The sequence below is a fragment of the Streptomyces saintjeani genome (assembly GCF_055409605.1).
In genome coordinates, this window is record NZ_CP189624.1 from 4,530,241 (window position 1) to 4,547,187 (window position 16,947).

Annotated in this window: 11 protein-coding genes, 1 tRNA gene and 1 other RNA gene; 7 read left to right on the plus strand and 6 right to left on the minus strand. The window is 72.3% G+C overall.

Going from position 1 to position 16,947, the window contains the following annotated elements:
• Positions 1-135 precede the first annotated feature (135 nt).
• From ACQCO7_RS20515 to ffs, 4 genes are all read right to left on the minus strand, one after another.
• Positions 136-2,034: a M48 family metalloprotease gene (locus ACQCO7_RS20515; protein ID WP_464073225.1), complete on the minus strand. Its 1,899-nt coding sequence runs from the start codon at positions 2,032-2,034 to the stop codon at positions 136-138.
• Between the two features lie 320 nt (positions 2,035-2,354).
• Positions 2,355-3,608, minus strand: coding sequence for a phosphoribosylamine--glycine ligase (gene purD, locus ACQCO7_RS20520; RefSeq protein WP_464073226.1), 1,254 nt, complete (start codon positions 3,606-3,608; stop codon positions 2,355-2,357).
• Between the two features lie 349 nt (positions 3,609-3,957).
• On the minus strand, positions 3,958-6,192 hold the full coding sequence (locus ACQCO7_RS20525) for a DNA polymerase III subunit gamma and tau (protein WP_464073227.1): 2,235 nt from the start codon (positions 6,190-6,192) through the stop codon (positions 3,958-3,960).
• Positions 6,193-6,293: 101 nt separating this feature from the next.
• Positions 6,294-6,390: signal recognition particle sRNA small type (gene ffs, locus ACQCO7_RS20530), an RNA gene on the minus strand.
• 96 nt (positions 6,391-6,486) lie between these two features.
• Between ffs and ACQCO7_RS20535 the strand changes: the two genes are divergently transcribed.
• The 4 genes from ACQCO7_RS20535 to ACQCO7_RS20550 all read left to right on the plus strand — a co-directional run bounded on the left by ACQCO7_RS20535 (position 6,487) and on the right by ACQCO7_RS20550 (position 9,810).
• Positions 6,487-6,574 (plus strand) — tRNA-Ser (locus tag ACQCO7_RS20535).
• A 123-nt stretch (positions 6,575-6,697) separates the two neighbouring features.
• Positions 6,698-9,124: a helicase-associated domain-containing protein gene (locus tag ACQCO7_RS20540; RefSeq protein WP_464073228.1), complete on the plus strand. Its 2,427-nt coding sequence runs from the start codon at positions 6,698-6,700 to the stop codon at positions 9,122-9,124.
• A 51-nt stretch (positions 9,125-9,175) separates the two neighbouring features.
• A complete protein-coding gene (locus ACQCO7_RS20545) occupies positions 9,176-9,391 on the plus strand; it encodes a type II toxin-antitoxin system VapB family antitoxin (protein ID WP_464073229.1) in 216 nt (71 codons plus the stop codon).
• Positions 9,388-9,810 (plus strand): PIN domain-containing protein, encoded by a 423-nt coding sequence (locus tag ACQCO7_RS20550; RefSeq protein ID WP_464073230.1) that lies wholly within the window; start codon positions 9,388-9,390, stop codon positions 9,808-9,810. The genes ACQCO7_RS20545 and ACQCO7_RS20550 overlap by 4 nt, the downstream gene beginning before the upstream one ends.
• 36 nt (positions 9,811-9,846) lie before the next feature.
• On the opposite strand, the gene ACQCO7_RS20555 is transcribed toward ACQCO7_RS20550, so the two are convergent.
• Positions 9,847-11,016 (minus strand): hypothetical protein, encoded by a 1,170-nt coding sequence (locus tag ACQCO7_RS20555; RefSeq protein ID WP_464073231.1) that lies wholly within the window; start codon positions 11,014-11,016, stop codon positions 9,847-9,849.
• A 484-nt stretch (positions 11,017-11,500) separates the two neighbouring features.
• Here ACQCO7_RS20555 and ACQCO7_RS20560 point away from each other — a divergent pair, with 484 nt between their 5' ends.
• The 3 genes from ACQCO7_RS20560 (at position 11,501) to ACQCO7_RS20570 (ending at position 14,582) form a co-directional block, all read left to right on the plus strand.
• The gene (locus tag ACQCO7_RS20560) at positions 11,501-12,979 is read left to right on the plus strand and encodes an MFS transporter (RefSeq protein WP_464073232.1); all 1,479 of its coding nucleotides are present in this window, start codon (positions 11,501-11,503) and stop codon (positions 12,977-12,979) included.
• A 110-nt stretch (positions 12,980-13,089) separates the two neighbouring features.
• Positions 13,090-13,869, plus strand: coding sequence for a GtrA domain-containing protein (locus ACQCO7_RS20565; RefSeq protein WP_464073233.1), 780 nt, complete (start codon positions 13,090-13,092; stop codon positions 13,867-13,869).
• Positions 13,767-14,582: a phosphorothioated DNA-binding restriction endonuclease gene (locus tag ACQCO7_RS20570; RefSeq protein WP_464077250.1), complete on the plus strand. Its 816-nt coding sequence runs from the start codon at positions 13,767-13,769 to the stop codon at positions 14,580-14,582. The genes ACQCO7_RS20565 and ACQCO7_RS20570 overlap by 103 nt, the downstream gene beginning before the upstream one ends.
• Before the next feature lie 195 nt (positions 14,583-14,777).
• Here ACQCO7_RS20570 and ACQCO7_RS20575 read toward each other — a convergent pair whose 3' ends face one another.
• Positions 14,778-16,880 carry a copper resistance CopC/CopD family protein gene (locus ACQCO7_RS20575; RefSeq protein WP_464073234.1) on the minus strand — a complete coding sequence of 701 codons (2,103 nt, stop codon included), beginning with the start codon at positions 16,878-16,880 and terminating at the stop codon, positions 14,778-14,780.
• Positions 16,881-16,947 lie beyond the last annotated feature (67 nt).

Sequence of the window (16,947 nt, forward strand, 5' to 3'; positions counted from 1 at the left end):
TTGGCCTATGTCGCTGGACCTTGCCTCCAGGGGCGATCAGTACCAGCACATCACATAAAGCGCTTGGGTAGTCACTATTCGTTGCTAATTGGTTTGAAGAGGAATCCACAGCTCCGGAACAGGTGGGGCTGCGGTTCAGACCAGGCGGAGGGGTTTTTCCGGGCGTATGCCCAGCTCTACCAGCCAGACGCGGAGGGGGTCGGGGTCGCCGTCCTCCACCAGGCTCAGGACCCGGGGGGTCAGGTCGGGGGCTCGTTCGCCCGCGATCAGGAGGACCGGGCCGTCCAGCCAGTCCAGGCCCGGTGTCGCGCCCGCCGTGTCCATCGCCGCGCAGCAGACCATCGCGGTGACGTGGTCCGCGAGCAACTCCCGCTCCGTGCGCGGTGGTTGGAGGGGGAAGAGGGGGAGCGCCGCGTCGTCCCAGAGGGCCGTGTCGGGGCCGGGGGTGGCGTCGGGGGCGGGGCGGGGGGCGGCGGCTTCGTCGCGGGCCAGCTCCGCGCTGAGGCGGGCGGCGAGGGCGGAGGTACGGGGGGAGAGGGCCGGGGGGTCCTCGGGGTAGAGGTCGGCTTCGTCGAGGTAGGGGAGGTCGTCGTCGGGGTGGGGGGCGGGGGCGTCCGGGTCGGACTCCAGCTCCCTCTCCGGCCCCGGCTCCCTCTCCCGCTCCGGCACCGGCTCCAGCTCCGGCACCGGTCCCGGTCCCGGCACAGCGGTACGGGAGGACTGGTCGAGGTCGGTTTCCTGTGCACCGGCGCCCCGCTCACCACCCCCCGACTCGCCCTCCGTCAGATGCTCCAGCACCCGCGCCAGCGTCGGCGCCTGCGCCCCCGGCGTCCGCCGTACCCCCATCGCGTCCAGCGTCCGGTGCAACCGGGCCGCGTCCGTGCGCCACTTCCGGTCCACCACCTCGTCCGGGTAGTCCTGCCAGCTCACCGGGGACCAGTCGGGGCCCGCCTCCGTGGGGCCGCCGTGGAAGAGGCGGGCGGCGAGGAGGGAGGTGGCCTCGTCGATCGTGCCGGGTTCTTCGAGAAGGTCGCAGGCGGGGCGTTCACCGAGGCGGGAGGTGAAGCCTTCGGCCAGGCGGTCCCGGCGGGACAACTCCGTCAGGGCGGCCACCACGCCCGCGTCCAGGCGGGACGGCCAGCGGCCCATGCGCCACGCGGGGAGCGCGACCCGCGTCAGCAGGCGGTCCCAGCCCGCGTACGCGAGGCCGACCTGTTCCTGCGCGACGATCCGCAGCCCGTAGTCGACGGCCTGCGCGCGCTCGGCGGCGGCTGCGGCGACACCCCGCTCCATCTCCGCCGCGTGCACCCGGCAGCCGCGCAGCAGGAGCCGTACGACGTACCCGACGCCCGCGAACAGCAGGCGCGGGGAGCGGCCGGCGGTGACCGCGACCGCCGCGTCCAGCCCGCGCACGAAGCGGCGGGCGGCGGCTATGTCGGGGTGCGCGGAGGGTCCCGTACCGGCGACGACCGGCGCGAGGACCGCGCGGAGTTCGCCGACGCGCATCCACCACAGGAAGGGGGAGCCGATGACGAGGACCGGTGCCACGGCCGTACGCCGGTGGGAGGCGCCGGGGTCCGCGACCTCGTCTCGCCGGACGGGCTGGGGTGTGCCGTGCGCGCGGTGCGTGCGGTCCTCCAGCCAGCTGTCGCAGTCCGGTGTCAGGGCTATCGCGGAGGGCGCGGGGACGTCGAGCCGGTCGGCGAGGTCGCGGACCAGGCGGTAGAGGTCGGGCGCGGCGGACTCGGGGATCGGGACCGTCGGGCTGAGCGCCGGGCGCGCGCGGGCGACGAGGAGCGCGATCCCGGCGGCGGCCAGGAGGACGACGACGGCGACGACGGCGACGAGCCGGCGGGCCAGGTCCCAGCCGGGGCCGACCAGATGCCCCGTACCTCCCCCGGCCAGCAGGATCACCGCCGCCGCGGCCGGCAGCAGGGCCACGCCCAGCGCGCGCCCGCGCATCCGCAGGACCGCGAGGGCCCGGGCACGCGCGGCCCGCACACCCGCCTCCACACCGACCGAACCGCCGCTCATGCCCGCATCACTCCCCCTCCCGGCTCGCTCGCTTCCGCCTGCCTCTGCTCACTCCCCCACTGTGGCACCCACCACTGACATCGCAATGCCGGTGGGCCAAGTGCCGGAACCTCGGCAGGCGCCTGAACACATGGCCCGCACCCTAGTTGGGGCGGGCACCCCCGTCAGCCGGATGGCCCGACGGTCACTCGATGGAATGGCTTTGGGGAGAGGTGGCTGACGTGATCACGAGATCGGCTGACGGATTCCCGGGGGGCGCGGACAGCGAAAAGGCCCCGTATCCACAGACGGATACGGGGCCCTTCGGGTTCAGTCGGTGCTCAGGACTGTGCCGCCGCCCGCGCCGCGATGTCCGTGCGGTGCTGGGAGCCGTCCAGGGTGATGCGGGCGATGGCCCGGTACGCGCGGTCGCGGGCGCCGGTGAGGGTGGCGCCGGTGGCGGTGACGGAGAGGACCCGGCCGCCGGCGCTGAGGATGTCGGCGCCTTCACGCCGGGTGCCCGCGTGCAGGACGTACGCGTGCGGGGCGTCCTCGGCGGTGACCTCTTCGAGGCCGGTGATCGGGTCGCCCGTGCGGGGGGTGCCGGGGTAGTTGTGGGAGGCGATCACCACCGTGACCGCCGCGTCCTCGCTCCAGCGCAGGGCGGGCAGGTCGGCGAGGGTGCCGTTCGCGGCGGCGAGCAGGACGCCGGCCAGCGGGGTCTTCAGGCGGGCCAGCACGACCTGGGTCTCCGGGTCGCCGAAACGGGCGTTGAACTCGATGACCCGTACGCCCCTGCTGGTGATCGCGAGGCCCGCGTACAGGAGGCCCGAGAAGGGGGTGCCGCGGCGGCGCAGTTCGTCCACCGTCGGCTGGAGCACCGTCTCCAGGACCTCGTCCACCAGCTTCGGGTCCGCCCACGGCAGCGGTGAGTACGCGCCCATGCCGCCCGTGTTCGGGCCCTCGTCGCCGTCCAGGGCGCGCTTGAAGTCCTGCGCGGGCTGGAGGGGGACGACCGTCTCGCCGTCCGTGATCGCGAAGAGGGAGACCTCCGGGCCGTCCAGGAACTCCTCGATCACGACGCGGTCGCAGGCCGCCGCGTGCTCCTTCGCCTCGTCCAGGTCGCTCGTGACGACGACGCCCTTGCCCGCCGCGAGGCCGTCGTCCTTCACGACGTACGGGGCGCCGAACGCGTCCAGCGCCTCGGCGGCCTCCTCCGGGGTCGTGCACACGTAGGAGCGGGCCGTCGGGACGTCCGCGCCCGCCATGATCTCCTTCGCGAACGCCTTCGAGCCCTCCAGTTGGGCCGCCTCCTTCGAGGGGCCGAACACGGGGATGCCGGCCGCGCGTACGGCGTCGGCGACGCCGGCGACGAGGGGGGCCTCGGGGCCTACGACGACCAAGTGCGCGTCCAGCTTCTTCGCCAGCGCCGTCACCGCCTCGCCGTCCAGGGCGTCGACCTGGTGCAGCTCGGCCACCTCCGCGATGCCGGCGTTGCCGGGGGCGCAGGCCAGGTGTGTGACGGCGGGGTCGAGGGACAGGGAGCGGCACAGGGCGTGTTCGCGGGCGCCGGTGCCGATGACTAGGACGTTCACGGGGTCAGCGTAACCGCTGAACGCCGGGGGCCGATGGGGCTGTGCGTTCCTCCAACGCCGCCCGGCGTCCGGGTGACCGTCCCCTGGGGGCTGCGCCCCCAGACCCCGCTCCGGCCCTGAACGGGCCTTGTCCTCAATCGCCGGACGGGCTGGATGATGCGGACCGGCGTGGGAGGGTGCGGAGGGGGTGGAGGTGCGGGGGAGTTGAGGGTGCGGAGGAGTTGGAGGTGCGGAGGAGTTGAGGGTGCGAGGGAGTTGAGGGAGCGGGGGAATTGAGGGTGCGAGGGAGTTGAAGGAGCGGAGGGAGCTGGGGGAGCTGAGGGAGCTCCCCCGCTGCCGAGTTGTCCCCCTACTCGTTCGTGAACTCCTCCACCACCGTCGCTCCCAGTTCCCGCACGATCAGTTCGTGGCCCGACAGGGCCGACTCGTTCAGGTCCGGGTCGTCGTCCTCCGGGACGTCGTCCTCGGGGGCGACGACGTCGTGGACCGGGGGTGGGGGCGTGGGCGCCGAGGGTTGGGGGGTGGGGGGTGTCTGTTGTGCCGGGGGCGGTGGGGGCTGGTGGCTCTGCTGCGGGGGCGGGGGCTGGTACGTCGGGGCGGGCTGCGGCGCGTAACCCTGCGGGGGGGCGCCGGCGCCTGCGCTCGCGTCGACCACCGCGTCGATCTTCCACTGCGCGTTGAACTGTTCCGCCAGCGCCTGCTTCAGCGCCTCCTCGCTGCCGCTGCTCGTGAACTTGTCGCGCGCGCCCGCGTTGACGAAGCCGAGTTGCAGGGTCGTGCCGTCGAAGCCCGTGACCTGGGCGTTCTGGCTGAGGAGGATCCAGGCGAAGCGGCGGCGGTTCTTGACGGCTTCGAGGATGTTGGGCCAGAGCATGCGGGGGTCGAGGCCGCCGGTAGGGGGGGTGTAGCCGGGGCCCTGGGCGCCAGGGTGTGCCGCTGCCGGGGTGTGCGCGGGGGCCGGTGCCTGTGTGGGGCGGGCTGCGCTGCCGGGGTTCGCGGCCGTGGGCCAGCCACCGGGTTTGCGGCCCGCGCCGGGGGGTGCGGGGGTGGGCCAGGCGCCGGGGGCGGCTTGCTCGGGGGGTGCGGTGGTGGGGGGTTCGGCGGGAGGGGTGTACGCGGCGGGGGGCTGGGCCTGGGCGGGTGCGGCGTACCCGGCCGGGGCCTGGGCGGGAGCGGCGTGGGCGGCCGGAGGCTGGGGCTGCGTGGCGGGGGCCTGGGCGGGAGGGGCGTACGCGGCCGGGGGCTGGGGTTGCGTGGGAGCGGCGTACGCGGGCGGCGTCTGTTGCGGCGTACCCGTTGGTGCTCCTCCCCGTACCGCCGCCCTCGCCGCCGCCGCGCCGCCGCCCTGGGCGGCCGGCATGTGGGCGTCGGACGTCGGCTCGTAGCCGGTCGGCATTCCGGCGGGCGGCGCGCCCGTCACGAAGCTTGTGCCGCGTTCGATGCGGTCCAGGCGGGCCAGCAGGGAGCGCTCGTCGCTGTACGCGGCGGGCAGGAGTACGCGCGCGCAGATCAGTTCCAGCTGGAGGCGCGGGGACGTCGCGCCGCGCATCTCCGTCAAGCCCTCGTTGACCAGGTCGGCCGCGCGGCTGAGCTCGGCCGCGCCGAAGACGCCGGCCTGCGCCTGCATGCGTTCGACGACGTCGGCGGGGGCGTCGATGAGGCCCTTCTCCGCCGCGTCCGGCACGGCCGCGAGGATGACGAGGTCGCGCAGGCGCTCCAGGAGGTCGGCGACGAAGCGGCGCGGGTCGTTGCCGCCCTCGATGACGTGGTCGACGACCTCGAAGGCCGCCGCGCCATCGCCCGTGGCGAAGGACTCGACGACCGAGTCGAGCAGCGAGCCGTCCGTGTACCCCAGGAGGGACGTCGCCATGCCGTACGTCACTCCCTCGGCCGTCGCGCCCGCGAGGAGCTGGTCCATGACGGACATCGAGTCACGTACGGAGCCCGCGCCCGCGCGCACGACGAGCGGCAGGACGCCGTCCTCGACCGGGATGTCCTCCTTTTGGCACACCTGCCCGAGGTAGTCGCGCAGCGTGCTCGGCGGGACGAGGCGGAAGGGGTAGTGGTGCGTGCGCGAGCGGATCGTGCCGATGACCTTCTCGGGCTCCGTCGTCGCGAAGATGAACTTGAGGTGCTCCGGGGGCTCCTCGACGACCTTCAGCAGCGCGTTGAACCCCGCCGACGTGACCATGTGGGCCTCGTCGATGATGTAGATCTTGTAGCGGCTGCGCGCGGGGCCGAAGAACGCCTTCTCGCGCAGGTCACGGGCGTCGTCCACGCCTCCGTGCGACGCCGCGTCGATCTCGATGACGTCGATCGAGCCCGGGCCGTTGCGCGCGAGGTCCTTGCACGACTCGCACTCCCCGCACGGCGTGGGCGTGGGCCCCTGCTCGCAGTTGAGGCACCGCGCCAGGATCCGCGCGCTCGTCGTCTTCCCGCAGCCGCGGGGACCACTGAACAGGTACGCGTGATTGACCCGGTTGTTGCGCAGCGCCTGCTGCAACGGGTCTGTCACATGCTCCTGCCCGATGACCTCGGCGAACGACTCCGGGCGATAACGGCGGTACAGCGCGAGAGACGACACGCCTACGAGGTTATAGGCGCCCACTGACAAACCGGGCCGCGTGGTGGGGACGACCGCTCGCGGAGGGGGCCGTACGCCGGCCGGAACGGGCCGTACGCCAACGCGAAGACCCCCCACGCACCCGCCAGAGCCGACCTACCCTTGCTGCCTTCCGGCCCTGGGGGAGTTCAGTCAGATAGCGCCGCGTGAGGGGCTGACCCCAGCCTACCCGATCCCCCACCCCCTCCTTCCCCCCTCTCCCCCTCCCCCGAACGGGTTCGCAACCACCCTCCGACGTCATGTAATGTTCCGACCGGAGGATTCGCCTAGTGGCCTAGGGCGCACGCTTGGAAAGCGTGTTGGGGGCAACCCCTCACGAGTTCGAATCTCGTATCCTCCGCCAGTGCCTCACCGGGCACGATGTCGAAGGGCCCTACCGTTCGCGGTGGGGCCCTTCGACGTGTGTGGTCGCAGTTTTAGTCGCATTTACGTGCTCCCATTCCGGAACTGCGCCATCCTTGGCCTTATGAAGTCCCGATCGACGCTTGCGACTTGGCTGAGCGAACTCGACGGTTCCCGCCTGGCACGCGTACTCGCCATGCGGAAGGACGCGGCCTCCTCTCCGGAACCGCGCTCGGTGGGGGAACTGGCGGACCGTCTCCAGCGTCCGGGGTCCGTGGCGCTCGTCCTGCCGCACCTCACGCTGCCGTGCTTGCAGGCCGCCGAGGCGCTGGCCGCCCTGGGGGACCGAGCGACCCGGGACAGCCTCGCGGAGTTGCTCGACGCGACGTCCCCCGCGGCGGCGCGCGCGCTGGACGCGACCCTGGAGGCGCTGTCGGACCGGGCGCTCGTGTGGCGCGACGGCAGCGGAGCACTCCGTATGCCTACGCCCCTGCGGCAGGCGTGGAGCACGCCCCTGGGACTTGACGCTCCGCTGGAAGAGCTGCTGGCCGGCACCACCTCGGAGGAACTGCGCGGCATGTTGGCGGTCCTGGGTGTCAAGCCACCCGGCACCAAGCAGCAGCGGCTCGCGGCGCTGGTGGAGCACCACAGTGACGCGGAACGGGTCGCCGCGTTGGTGGCGGGGGCACCTGCGGCCACACGGAAGTTGCTTGAGCAGAGCGCCGGGTCCACGCCGCGTCAGTCGCTGTTCGTCGTGTTCGGGGCTCCTGGCAGCGACCTCCGACCAGGCGCCCGATGGGCACTCGACCGCGGGCTTCTGTTCGAGGACCGTCACCGGTACGGGCCCGTCCGGATGCCGGTCGAGGTGGCCTTGGCCCTCCGGGGCCCCGATTGGCACGCTCCGTTCGAACCTCTGCCGCCCATCACACAGTTGGTGCCCATCACCTCCTCGGAGGTGGAACGGGAGGCCGCGGTGGCCGCCACCACGTTCGCGGCCCATGCCGCCTCCGTCCTTTCGGCATGTGCGACCACCCCACCGACCCGGCTGAAGTCGGGCGGGATCGGCGCGCGTGAACTGGCCCGGCTCGGCAAGGCCGCCCAGGCGGACGACGCCGTCCTACGCATCACTCTGGAGACCGCGTACGCCACCGGACTGCTGGCCCCCGACGGCGATCGCGTAGCTCCCACCGAGGCGTACGACGTCTGGGCCGAGCAGGAGCCCGCAGATCGATTCACCGTGCTGCTCCGGGCGTGGCGGGATCTGGCGCTCACCCCCACGCGGGCGCGCGACGAGGACGACAAGGCGCTTCCCGCGCTCGCCGGTGCGCCTGGCTGCGACGGCTGTCTGCAGGCCCGCCACGGGCTGCTCACCGCGGCGGCGGGGCTCCCGGCAGGACAGGGTGTGAAGGTCGCTTCGGAGCTGGGGCCGCTCGTGGCCTGGCACCGTCCGCTCGCCGACGACGCCTCGCCCCGGGACACGGCACCGTTCAGCACCGTGATCCGCGAAGGCGAACTGCTGGGCGTGCTGGCACGGGGTGCGCTGTCCCCGCTCGGTGCGCACCTGGCGGCTCACGCCGACGAAGATCTCGACAGCACGGCCCGGCGGCTGCTGCCCCCCGCGACCACGACCGCCCGGATCGGCGCCGACCTCACCGCCGTCGTCACCGGCACCCCGTCCGCGCGACTCGCGGCGCTGCTGGATTCGATGGCCGACCGGGAGACCAGTGGCACGGCATCGGTGTGGCGCTTCAGTGCCGGCAGTATCCGCCGGGCACTGGACGCCGGACGCACTCCGGACGACATCACAGCCGACCTGGTCGCCGGCTCCACCACGGCCCTGCCGCAGCCGCTGACCTATCTCATCGCCGACACCGCACGCGGTCACGGACGGGTGCGCATCGCCCCCGCGGCCTGTGTGATCCACGGCGACGAACCCGCGCTCCTGGCCGAACTCGCCGCCCACCGCGCACTGTCCAAGCTCGCCCTGCGGCAGCTCGCCCCGACGGTCCTGGTCAGCGGCAGCCCACCCGCGACGACTCTCGCCGCGCTCCGTGCCGCGGGCTACGCCCCGGTCGCCGAGACCGCCAGGGGAACGGTACGCATCGAAAAGCGCCTGCCGCAGAGGGCCGCCGCCGTCCCGCCCCCGCGAAGGAACGCCGGGCGGGGCGGGCCCCGGACCACCGCGACCCGTACCTCGGACATGCCCGGCGACGCCGAGCTGGACGTCCTGGCCGACCGGCTGCTCAAGGCCCCGCCCACCGCACCGGAGCCCGACCCGTTCGGCAGTGGGGTGCCGTTCACGACGGACACCGAGGAGATCGTCGCCGGATACGCGAAGCACCTGTCGTACAGCGACGTCCGCCAGGTCGCCCATGCCATCGACACCGGTGCGGCCATCACGGTGGAGTACATCGCCACGTCGGGCAACCGGACCGTACGCACCCTCAGCGACCTGGAACTCGACCCGCCCTACCTCGACGCCTGGTGTCACCTGCGCGAAGCGGAACGCGTCTTCACTCTCTCCCGCATCCATGGCGTGATGCCCGCGTAGGACTCGGCGGCGAGATATACATAGCCACACATTTGATATCAGGAGGCGCACATGAGTCGGACGGTTGTCGACCTGGACGACGACCTGGTCGCGGACGTGGCGAAAGCCCTCGGGACGAACACCAAGAAGGAGACCGTCAACACCGCTCTTCGCGAGGTGCTGGAGAGCCGGCGTCGCGCCCTGGCTCTCGCCCGGCTGCGGGCCGCGGCGGGGGACGGCGCATTCGATCTGGAGCTGTTCGAGGACAAGGGGAACTACCGCCGGTGAACGCGGCCCAGTGCCTGATCGACACCAGCGCGCTCGCCCGGTTCATGCGCGAGGACGCGGAGCAGTACGGCTGGGACCAGGCGGCAGCCGCCGGGCCCATCGCCACCTGCCCGATCACCGAGCTCGAGTTCTTCCACAGCGCCCGATCGGCCACCGACCGGGCGCGCGGCATCGAGGACACGCGCCTGATCTTCGGCTGGGTTCCCGTCGACGACCGCGCCTACGACCGCGCCTGGCAGGTCCAGGAAGCTCTCACCAAACAGGGAAAGCATCACCGTGCGGGTGCGGTGGATCTCGTCGTCGCCGCGACGGCCGAGCCGCAAGGGCTCACCCTCCTTCACCGCGACCACGACTTCGCCTGCATCGCGGCAGTGACCGGCCAGGCTCTCCAGTGGTACGGCCCGGAGAGCGGCAAATAAGCGCACACCCCCTGGGGCCTTCTGGCGCGGCACCGGTCACCACCCTCCCGGCGTCCCCCGTACTGACCCCGCTCCGGGAAACGTTCCGTCCGCCGTGTCCGGTGCCGGTTTTCCTCGTCCGCGCCGCCGGTCCCGTACCGGCCGGAACAGTACGTACGCCGTCGACACCACCACGAACCCCAGCCGCAGCAGGCCCCGGGTCGGGTCGTCCATGGTCGTCAGGACCGGTACGTAGAGGGTGAGGAGGCCGATCCAGGTCCACCAGGGGATCAGGCGGCGTTGGCCAATGGTGTCCCAGAGGAGGGTGCCGAGGAGGACCGATGCCGTGTAGTACGTGTAGACGCTCGGGTCGAGGGCTATGCGGGCGTTCGCGCCGAGGAGGACGACGGCGGGCCAGCGGCCTCGGGCCACGGCGAGGCAGCCGAGGGTGAGGCCGAGGGCCGCTTGGGCGGGGCGGCCCCACGGGGGTGTGTCGGGGGCTCCTACGCCCAGCCAGCGCAAAGGGGACGCGGGCTGGACGGGGATCGTGAACTGCGCCGCCGCGTACGAGTGGGGCGCGCCGATGAAGAAGGGGAGCCAGGCCGCCGCGACCAGGGCCGCGCACCAGAGGAACGCGCGGAGCCAGTCGCGGCGCGGGAGGGCCAGGAGGAGGGGGAGGAAGGCCAGCGCCGTGGGTTTGGAGTCGAGGGCGAGGGCGAGGAACGCGCCGGTCATCGCCGCGTTGCCGCGTGTGAGGGAGCGTACGGCGAGGGTCGTGAAGAAGAGGGCGAGTACGTCGTCGAGGTGCCCGAACCGGACCGAGACCTCGATCCACATCGGGATGAACGCGAGCCCGGCGACGAGGACGCGCTGGCGCAGGCGCTGGTGGTTGGTGCCGGTGCCGAGGAGGTGCCAGGCGGCGCTGCGGCCGACGAGGACGAGGATCGCGAGGCCGAGCAGCGACATGAGCGCGGCGGCGAGGAACTGTCCCGTCCGTTCGGGGAACGGGTCGAAGAGGCCCGCGACGAGGAAGCTGACCGGGCCCATCTGGAGCTCGGGGTGGTGGGCGTAGAGGTTGAGGCCGCCGCCCGCGCCGCCGTAGATCAGTTCGCCGCCGGTGCGCAGGTAGTGCCAGGAGAACCCGCCGTGCGGTTCGACGACGGCGAACCACAGGAGTGTCCAGGCGGCGAGCAGCACGAGGTGCGTCCGCTGACCGATGACCGGCACGTGTCGTCTCTTCCTTCTCGGCCCTCTCGACCCGCGTCGTACCCGTACGACAGGGGTCCCCTCCTAGAGATGGCCGAAAAGGGGTACGGGTTCACGGCTGGACGGTGCGGGTGTTCACAGCGGGACTCCCTCTCAGGTATTAACCGGGTACCTCCACAGCCGTACGGGATCTTGAAAGTGCAAGTAGTCTGACTGGCGGCTAATACCTACGGCGTCGTCCCGTACCCCGTAGGTCCTAGTACCCCGGAGCTACGCCCAGCGGAGCGCGGCTCCGGAGCGTGTCGTGTCCCGTGGGGACGGGGAGCGGCGCGAGTGCCGGACCCGGCGGCGGAAACACCCCCCTTTCCGTGCCGGGTCCGGCGGTTCCGTACGCGAAGAATTAGCTTGCGTGACTCAAGCAACCCTGTTTATGCTTGCGTAAGTCAAGCAATCTCTTGTTGCCGGACGCCCTCTCCCCCCCTTCCCCGCCCCCGGAGGCCCCGCCATGTCCACCGCACTCCCCCGACCCGCCTCCGCGGGAACCGCCCCGCCGCAGCCGAACGCCGTGGTGGCGGTGCTGGCGCTGGCCGGAATCGTCGTCTCACTGATGCAGACCCTGGTCATCCCGATCGTCCCGGAGCTGCCGAAGTTGCTGGACGCGCCCGCGTCCGACACGGCGTGGGCGGTCACCGCGACGCTGCTGGCCGCCGCCGTCGCGACGCCGGTCGTCGGACGGCTCGGGGACATGTTCGGCAAACGCCGGATGCTGCTCGTCAGCATCGTCCTGCTGGTCGGCGGCTCGGTGGTCTGCGCGCTCGCCGACTCCCTCGTACCGATGATCATCGGGCGCGGCCTCCAAGGGCTGTCCGCCGCCGTCGTACCGCTCGGGATCAGCATCCTGCGGGACACCGTTCCGGGCGAGAAGCTCGCGGGGTCGACCGCCGTCATGAGCGCCTCGCTCGGTGTCGGTGGGGCGCTCGGGCTGCCGATCGCCGCGTTCATCGCGGAGAACTGGGACTGGCACATCCTGTTCTGGACGTCCGCCGCGCTGGGGGTCGTCTCGTTCCTGCTGGTCATGGCGGTCGTACCGGAGTCGAAGAACCGCGCCGGGGGCCGGTTCGACCTCGTCGGCTCGCTGGGTCTGTCCGCCGGGCTCGTCTCGCTGCTGCTCGCCGTGTCGAAGGGCGCCGACTGGGGCTGGACCTCCGGTACGACGCTGACGCTGGGCGCCGTCGCCGTCGTCGTCCTGCTCGCCTGGGGCCGGTGGGAGCTGCGGGCCGCGCAGCCGCTCGTCGACCTGCGGACCACCGCGAAGACGCAGGTCCTGTTCACCAACCTCGCCTCGATCGCGCTCGGTTTCTCGATGTTCGCGATGTCCCTGGTCCTGCCGCAGCTGCTCCAACTGCCCGAGCAGACCGGGTACGGGCTCGGCGAGTCGATGATGACCGTCGGTCTGGTGCTCGCGCCGCAGGGCTTCGTGATGATGGTGATGTCCGCGCTGTCCGCGAAGGTCACGAAGGCCAAGGGGCCCAAGGTCACGCTGATGATCGGCGCGCTGATCGTGTCCGGCGGGTACGCGCTCAACATCGCGCTGATGTCCGAGGTCTGGCACCTGGTCCTCGTCTCCTGCGTCATCGGCGCCGGTGTCGGCTTCACGTACGGCGCGCTGCCCGCGCTGATCATGGGCGCGGTCGACCCGTCCCAGACGGGGGCGGCGAACAGCCTCAACACGTTGATGCGGTCGCTGGGGACGTCGTTCGCCAGCGCCATCGCGGGGGTCGTCCTCGCGCAGATGACGACGGACTTCGGGGGGCGGGCGCTGCCGTCCGAGGGCGGGTTCAAGGTGGTCATGGCGATCGGGGCGGGGGCGGCGCTCGTCGCCTTCCTGCTCGCGACGTTCATCCCGAAGGGGCGGGGTGCGGGCGGGGTGCGGCCTGCTGGGGAGGGGGCGGCGGAGGCGGCTGCTGCGGGGGCTGCGGCGTAGCGCCGGCGCGAGGGGCCGGGGCCGGGTGGGCTTCGGTACGTCCTTCGCTCTCGCCCTTCGCCCTTCGCCCTTCGCCCTTCGCCCTTCGTACGAGCCTGAGGAGCGCAGTCGTGGAACGGAACCCCGCACCCGTCACCGGCCCCGTCGCCTCCTTCCTCCGCTTCGTGCTCTGCGGGGGTGGCATCGGGGTGTTGTCCAGCCTCGCTGTGCCGCTGGTCGCGATGTCGATGCCGTGGGTGGTCGCCAACGCGGTCGTCACCGTCGTGTCGACGGTGCTGTGCACCGAGCTGCACGCGCGGTTCACGTTCGGTACGGGGCGGGGGGCGGGGGGTCGGGAGCACTGGCGGTCGGCGGGGTCGGCGGCTGTGGCGTACGCCGTGACCAGCGGGGCGGTGGTGGGGCTGCATGCGGTGACGGTGGCGCCGGGGGTGGTGGCGGAACAGGCCGTGTACCTCAGCGCCTCCGGCTTCGCCGGGATCGGGCGGTTTCTGGTGCTGCGGTGGTTCGTCTTCGCGGGGCGTGGGGGGCGGCGGGAGCGGTCGGGGTTGCCGGTGCTGTCGGGGGTGGCGGGTGGGGGTGGGCTGCCGGGTGGGGGTGGCCTTGCTCGGCCTCGGCCCCGCGCGGTCTCAGGCCCGCCCTGTCACAGCCTCGCCCTGTCACAGCCTCGCCCTGTCACAACCCCACCTCGTCACAGCCTCGCCCCGCCACAACCCCGCCCTGTCATAGCCTCGCCCTCATGGACTGGCTCGAACGGGTGGCGGATCTTCGGCAGTGGACGCGGCACGGGGTGCGGGCGCCGCATAAACCGCTCCTCCTGCTGTACGCGCTGGGCCGGTTCCAGCAGGATGCCGGGGAAGGTCTCAAGTACACGGCGGTGGAAGGGGAGTTGAAGCAGCTCCTCGCCGAGTACGGTCCCACCAGGCCGACTTCGCCCTCGTACCCCTTCCATCACCTCACCAGCGACGGTCTGTGGGAGGTCCGCACCGATCTCGGGGACGGCAGTCCCGGCAGCGGAGTACGGCAGCTGAGGGAATCCGGCGCGACCGGCCGGCTGGCCCCCGAACTCCGCTCCGACCTACGCCGCCAGCCCGAACTCCTCTGGAAACTGGCCCGGTTGGTCCTGGAGCAGCACTTCCCACCCTCCCTGCACGCGGAGTTGTGCGAGGCGGTGGGCCTGGACCTGGACCCGTTGTACGCGTACTCCCTCATGAAACGCCAGCAACGAGACCCCCGCATAAGGAAGTTGGTCCTCAGGGCCTACGACCACCAATGCGCCTTCTGCGGCTACGACGGCCTCCTCGCCTCCCGCCCTGTGGGCCTGGAGGCGGCTCACGTCCGCTGGTGGTCGTACGCGGGCCCCGACACGTTGGACAACGCCCTGTGCGTCTGCGCCCTGCACCACAAGCTGTTCGACAAGGGCGTCCTGGGCATCTCCCCCACCCACCACATCCTGGTCTCGCCCCTCTACACCGGCACAACTCCCGCTTCCCGCACCCAGGTCACCGCCCTGGCCGACCAGCCCCTCCGGCTCCCCGACGCCCACCCCATCGCCCCGCCCCACCGCGAGTGGCACATCAAGCAGGTGTTCCGAACGGCGGCTTGAAAGGCTCGCGCCGAACCGGTACGTCAAGAAGCCCGAACCGTACGACGGGGTCGCCCCGGAAATCGCCGCGCGGCGGGGACACGGGCCCTGCCGGACCGAGCCGCACGGCAACCCAACCGTCCCCACCCCACGAACCCTGCGTCAGGCGGCGGCAGCCGGAGTGGAGGTCGTTCCCCGGCTGCCGCCGTCCTTCCCTCACCTCTCGATCCGGACCTTCTCCTCCACGCTCACCTGGTCGATGTCCGACACGCGTACGGTCACCCGCATCGTCCAGTCACCCGCGATCGGGAGGCTGAGGGCGTCGGCGGCCCAGTAGCCGCCCCGGTTGACGAGCTTCGCTTCGAGGGGGCCGATGTCCTGGCTGGGCAGGCTGAAGGAGACGCGGAGTTCGGGGACCGTGGCGAAGCCGCCGTCGGCCGCGTAGACGACCGCTTCGAGGGAGTTGGGGCCCACGCGGCCGGGGTCGAGGGTGATCTGGACGGTGCCCTGGGCCTTGACGCCGGGGGAGGTGATGCCGAAGGGGACGCGGGTCACCGAGGTCGTGAGGACGCCGATCTCCTGGCTGGACGACGTCGCCGCTTCCGCTTCCGCGCGGCCGGGCAGGGTGCCCGTGAGGACGGTCGTGATGACCAGGACGATCACCGAGACGACGACCTCCAGGAGGACCGAGCGCCGCAGCGCACGGCGTTGCGCGTCCTCCGCCGGGGTCAACTCCTCCGTGTCGAGGCGGGACTTGAGCGAGAGCGGCGACTGCGGCGGCCTCGGACCCTGCGACGCCCCACCGGACTCCGAGCCGGACGCCTCGCTCGGCGCCCCGACCGCCCCCGACGCCTCGCCCGGCTCCAACGTCCTGACCGGCCCTGACGCCTCACGCGCCCCCAGCGTCCCGACCGACGCCGACACCTCGCCCGACCCCGATATCCCGTCCGCCCCCAGTGCCCCCTCCGCCGTACCCGCCCCGGCGACCTCCGTATCCGCCTCGATCAGACCGACCCCACCCCCGGAACCCCCGGACCCCACCGTCTCCACCACCCGCTCCCGCACCGCGGAACTCACCGCACTGCTCAACGCGCTTCCCCTCGTCTCACTGACGCTCTCGGCCGACTTCAACCGCCTCACGACCCCGCGTGACCACGCCCCGACCGCCAGCAGCACCAGAACGGCCGCCAGCTTCGCGAGCAGGATGCGTCCGTAGGAGGACTCGGTGAGCGCGGTGAGCGAGCCGAGACCTCGCCAGGACTGGTAGACACCCGTGACCACGAGGACGACCACACAGGTCGCGGCGGTACGGGAGAAGGCAATGATCACCCGCGCGGGCACCGGAACAGAACTCCGGTTCAGCACGGAGAACAGGGAGGTGAGACCCCCCAACCATACGGCCATGGACAGGAGATGAAGCACCGTGGAGGTCATCGCGAGCGGCACCTGGATGCCCGCGGAGGCGTGCTCGGCGGCGGCCCAGGTCAGCGCGAGGCCGAGGATGGTGACGGCGCCGGCGAAGAGCGTCGCCCGCTTGGACCACCACTTCTGCCACATGAGCAGCGCGAGGACGCCGAGGAGCAGCAGCCGGGCCAGCAGCGCGAGCCCGGGACGGGAGGTCGCGGTCCGGGACAGCGAGGACGGGTCGAGGATCTCGGCGATCCCGGCCCCGGTCTCGTAGGGACCGCGCAGGAAGAAGAGGAGGACGGTCGCCCCGGCGAGCGTCCAGCCCCCCACCCGCAGCGGACGGCGCAGCGCGCGCGTGTCCGGCGGCCGGCAGACGGCGATGAAGACGGCCGTCCCGATGAGCAGCGCGGCGGCGACGTACGCGACGTAACGGGTCAGCGTGTAGAGGCTGTTGGTGGTCGGGTTCTCCACCGGGCCCGCCGAGAGCGGCGCCAGCGTCGGGGACGGCTTGCCTATGGAGAACGTGAAGGCGCCGGAGACGGGGTGGCTGTCGGCGGAGACGACACGCCAGGCGACGGTGAACGTCCCCGTGCCCGCGTCGTCCGGCATCGTGACGCGTACGGCGTCCGAACGGCCGGGCACATGGCTCGCCTTGCCGGTCTTCACCCGCTTGTTCTCGGGGCTGAGGACGCGGATCGAGTCGTCCAGGAGCCCCACCGACTCGGTGAATCTGAGGGTGACCTCGCCGGGGACGGTCTGGACGACGCTCCCGTCGGCCGGGTCGGTGCCGGCCAGCGCCGCGTGCGCCGACGCCGTACCGGCTCCGCCGAACAGGAGCAGGACCAGCATCGTGCCGAGCAGCACCGCCCCGCGCCGCGCCGCGGCCCGCCGTTTCTCACCCACGTCGTTCACTCCGCCTCCGTACCGGCCGCCCCTTGGGTCCATACCTCCCTTTACGTACGGCCCCGGCCCCGGCCGT

Excerpts from the sequence above, each read along its gene's own strand:
- ACQCO7_RS20545 (WP_464073229.1), top strand. The coding sequence starts at position 9,176 with ATGAGTCGGACGGTTGTCGACCTGGACGACGACCTGGTCGCGGACGTG.
- ACQCO7_RS20560 (WP_464073232.1), top strand. The coding sequence starts at position 11,501 with ATGTCCACCGCACTCCCCCGACCCGCCTCCGCGGGAACCGCCCCGCCG.
- ACQCO7_RS20515 (WP_464073225.1), bottom strand. The coding sequence starts at position 2,034 with ATGAGCGGCGGTTCGGTCGGTGTGGAGGCGGGTGTGCGGGCCGCGCGT.
- ACQCO7_RS20540 (WP_464073228.1), top strand. The coding sequence starts at position 6,698 with ATGAAGTCCCGATCGACGCTTGCGACTTGGCTGAGCGAACTCGACGGT.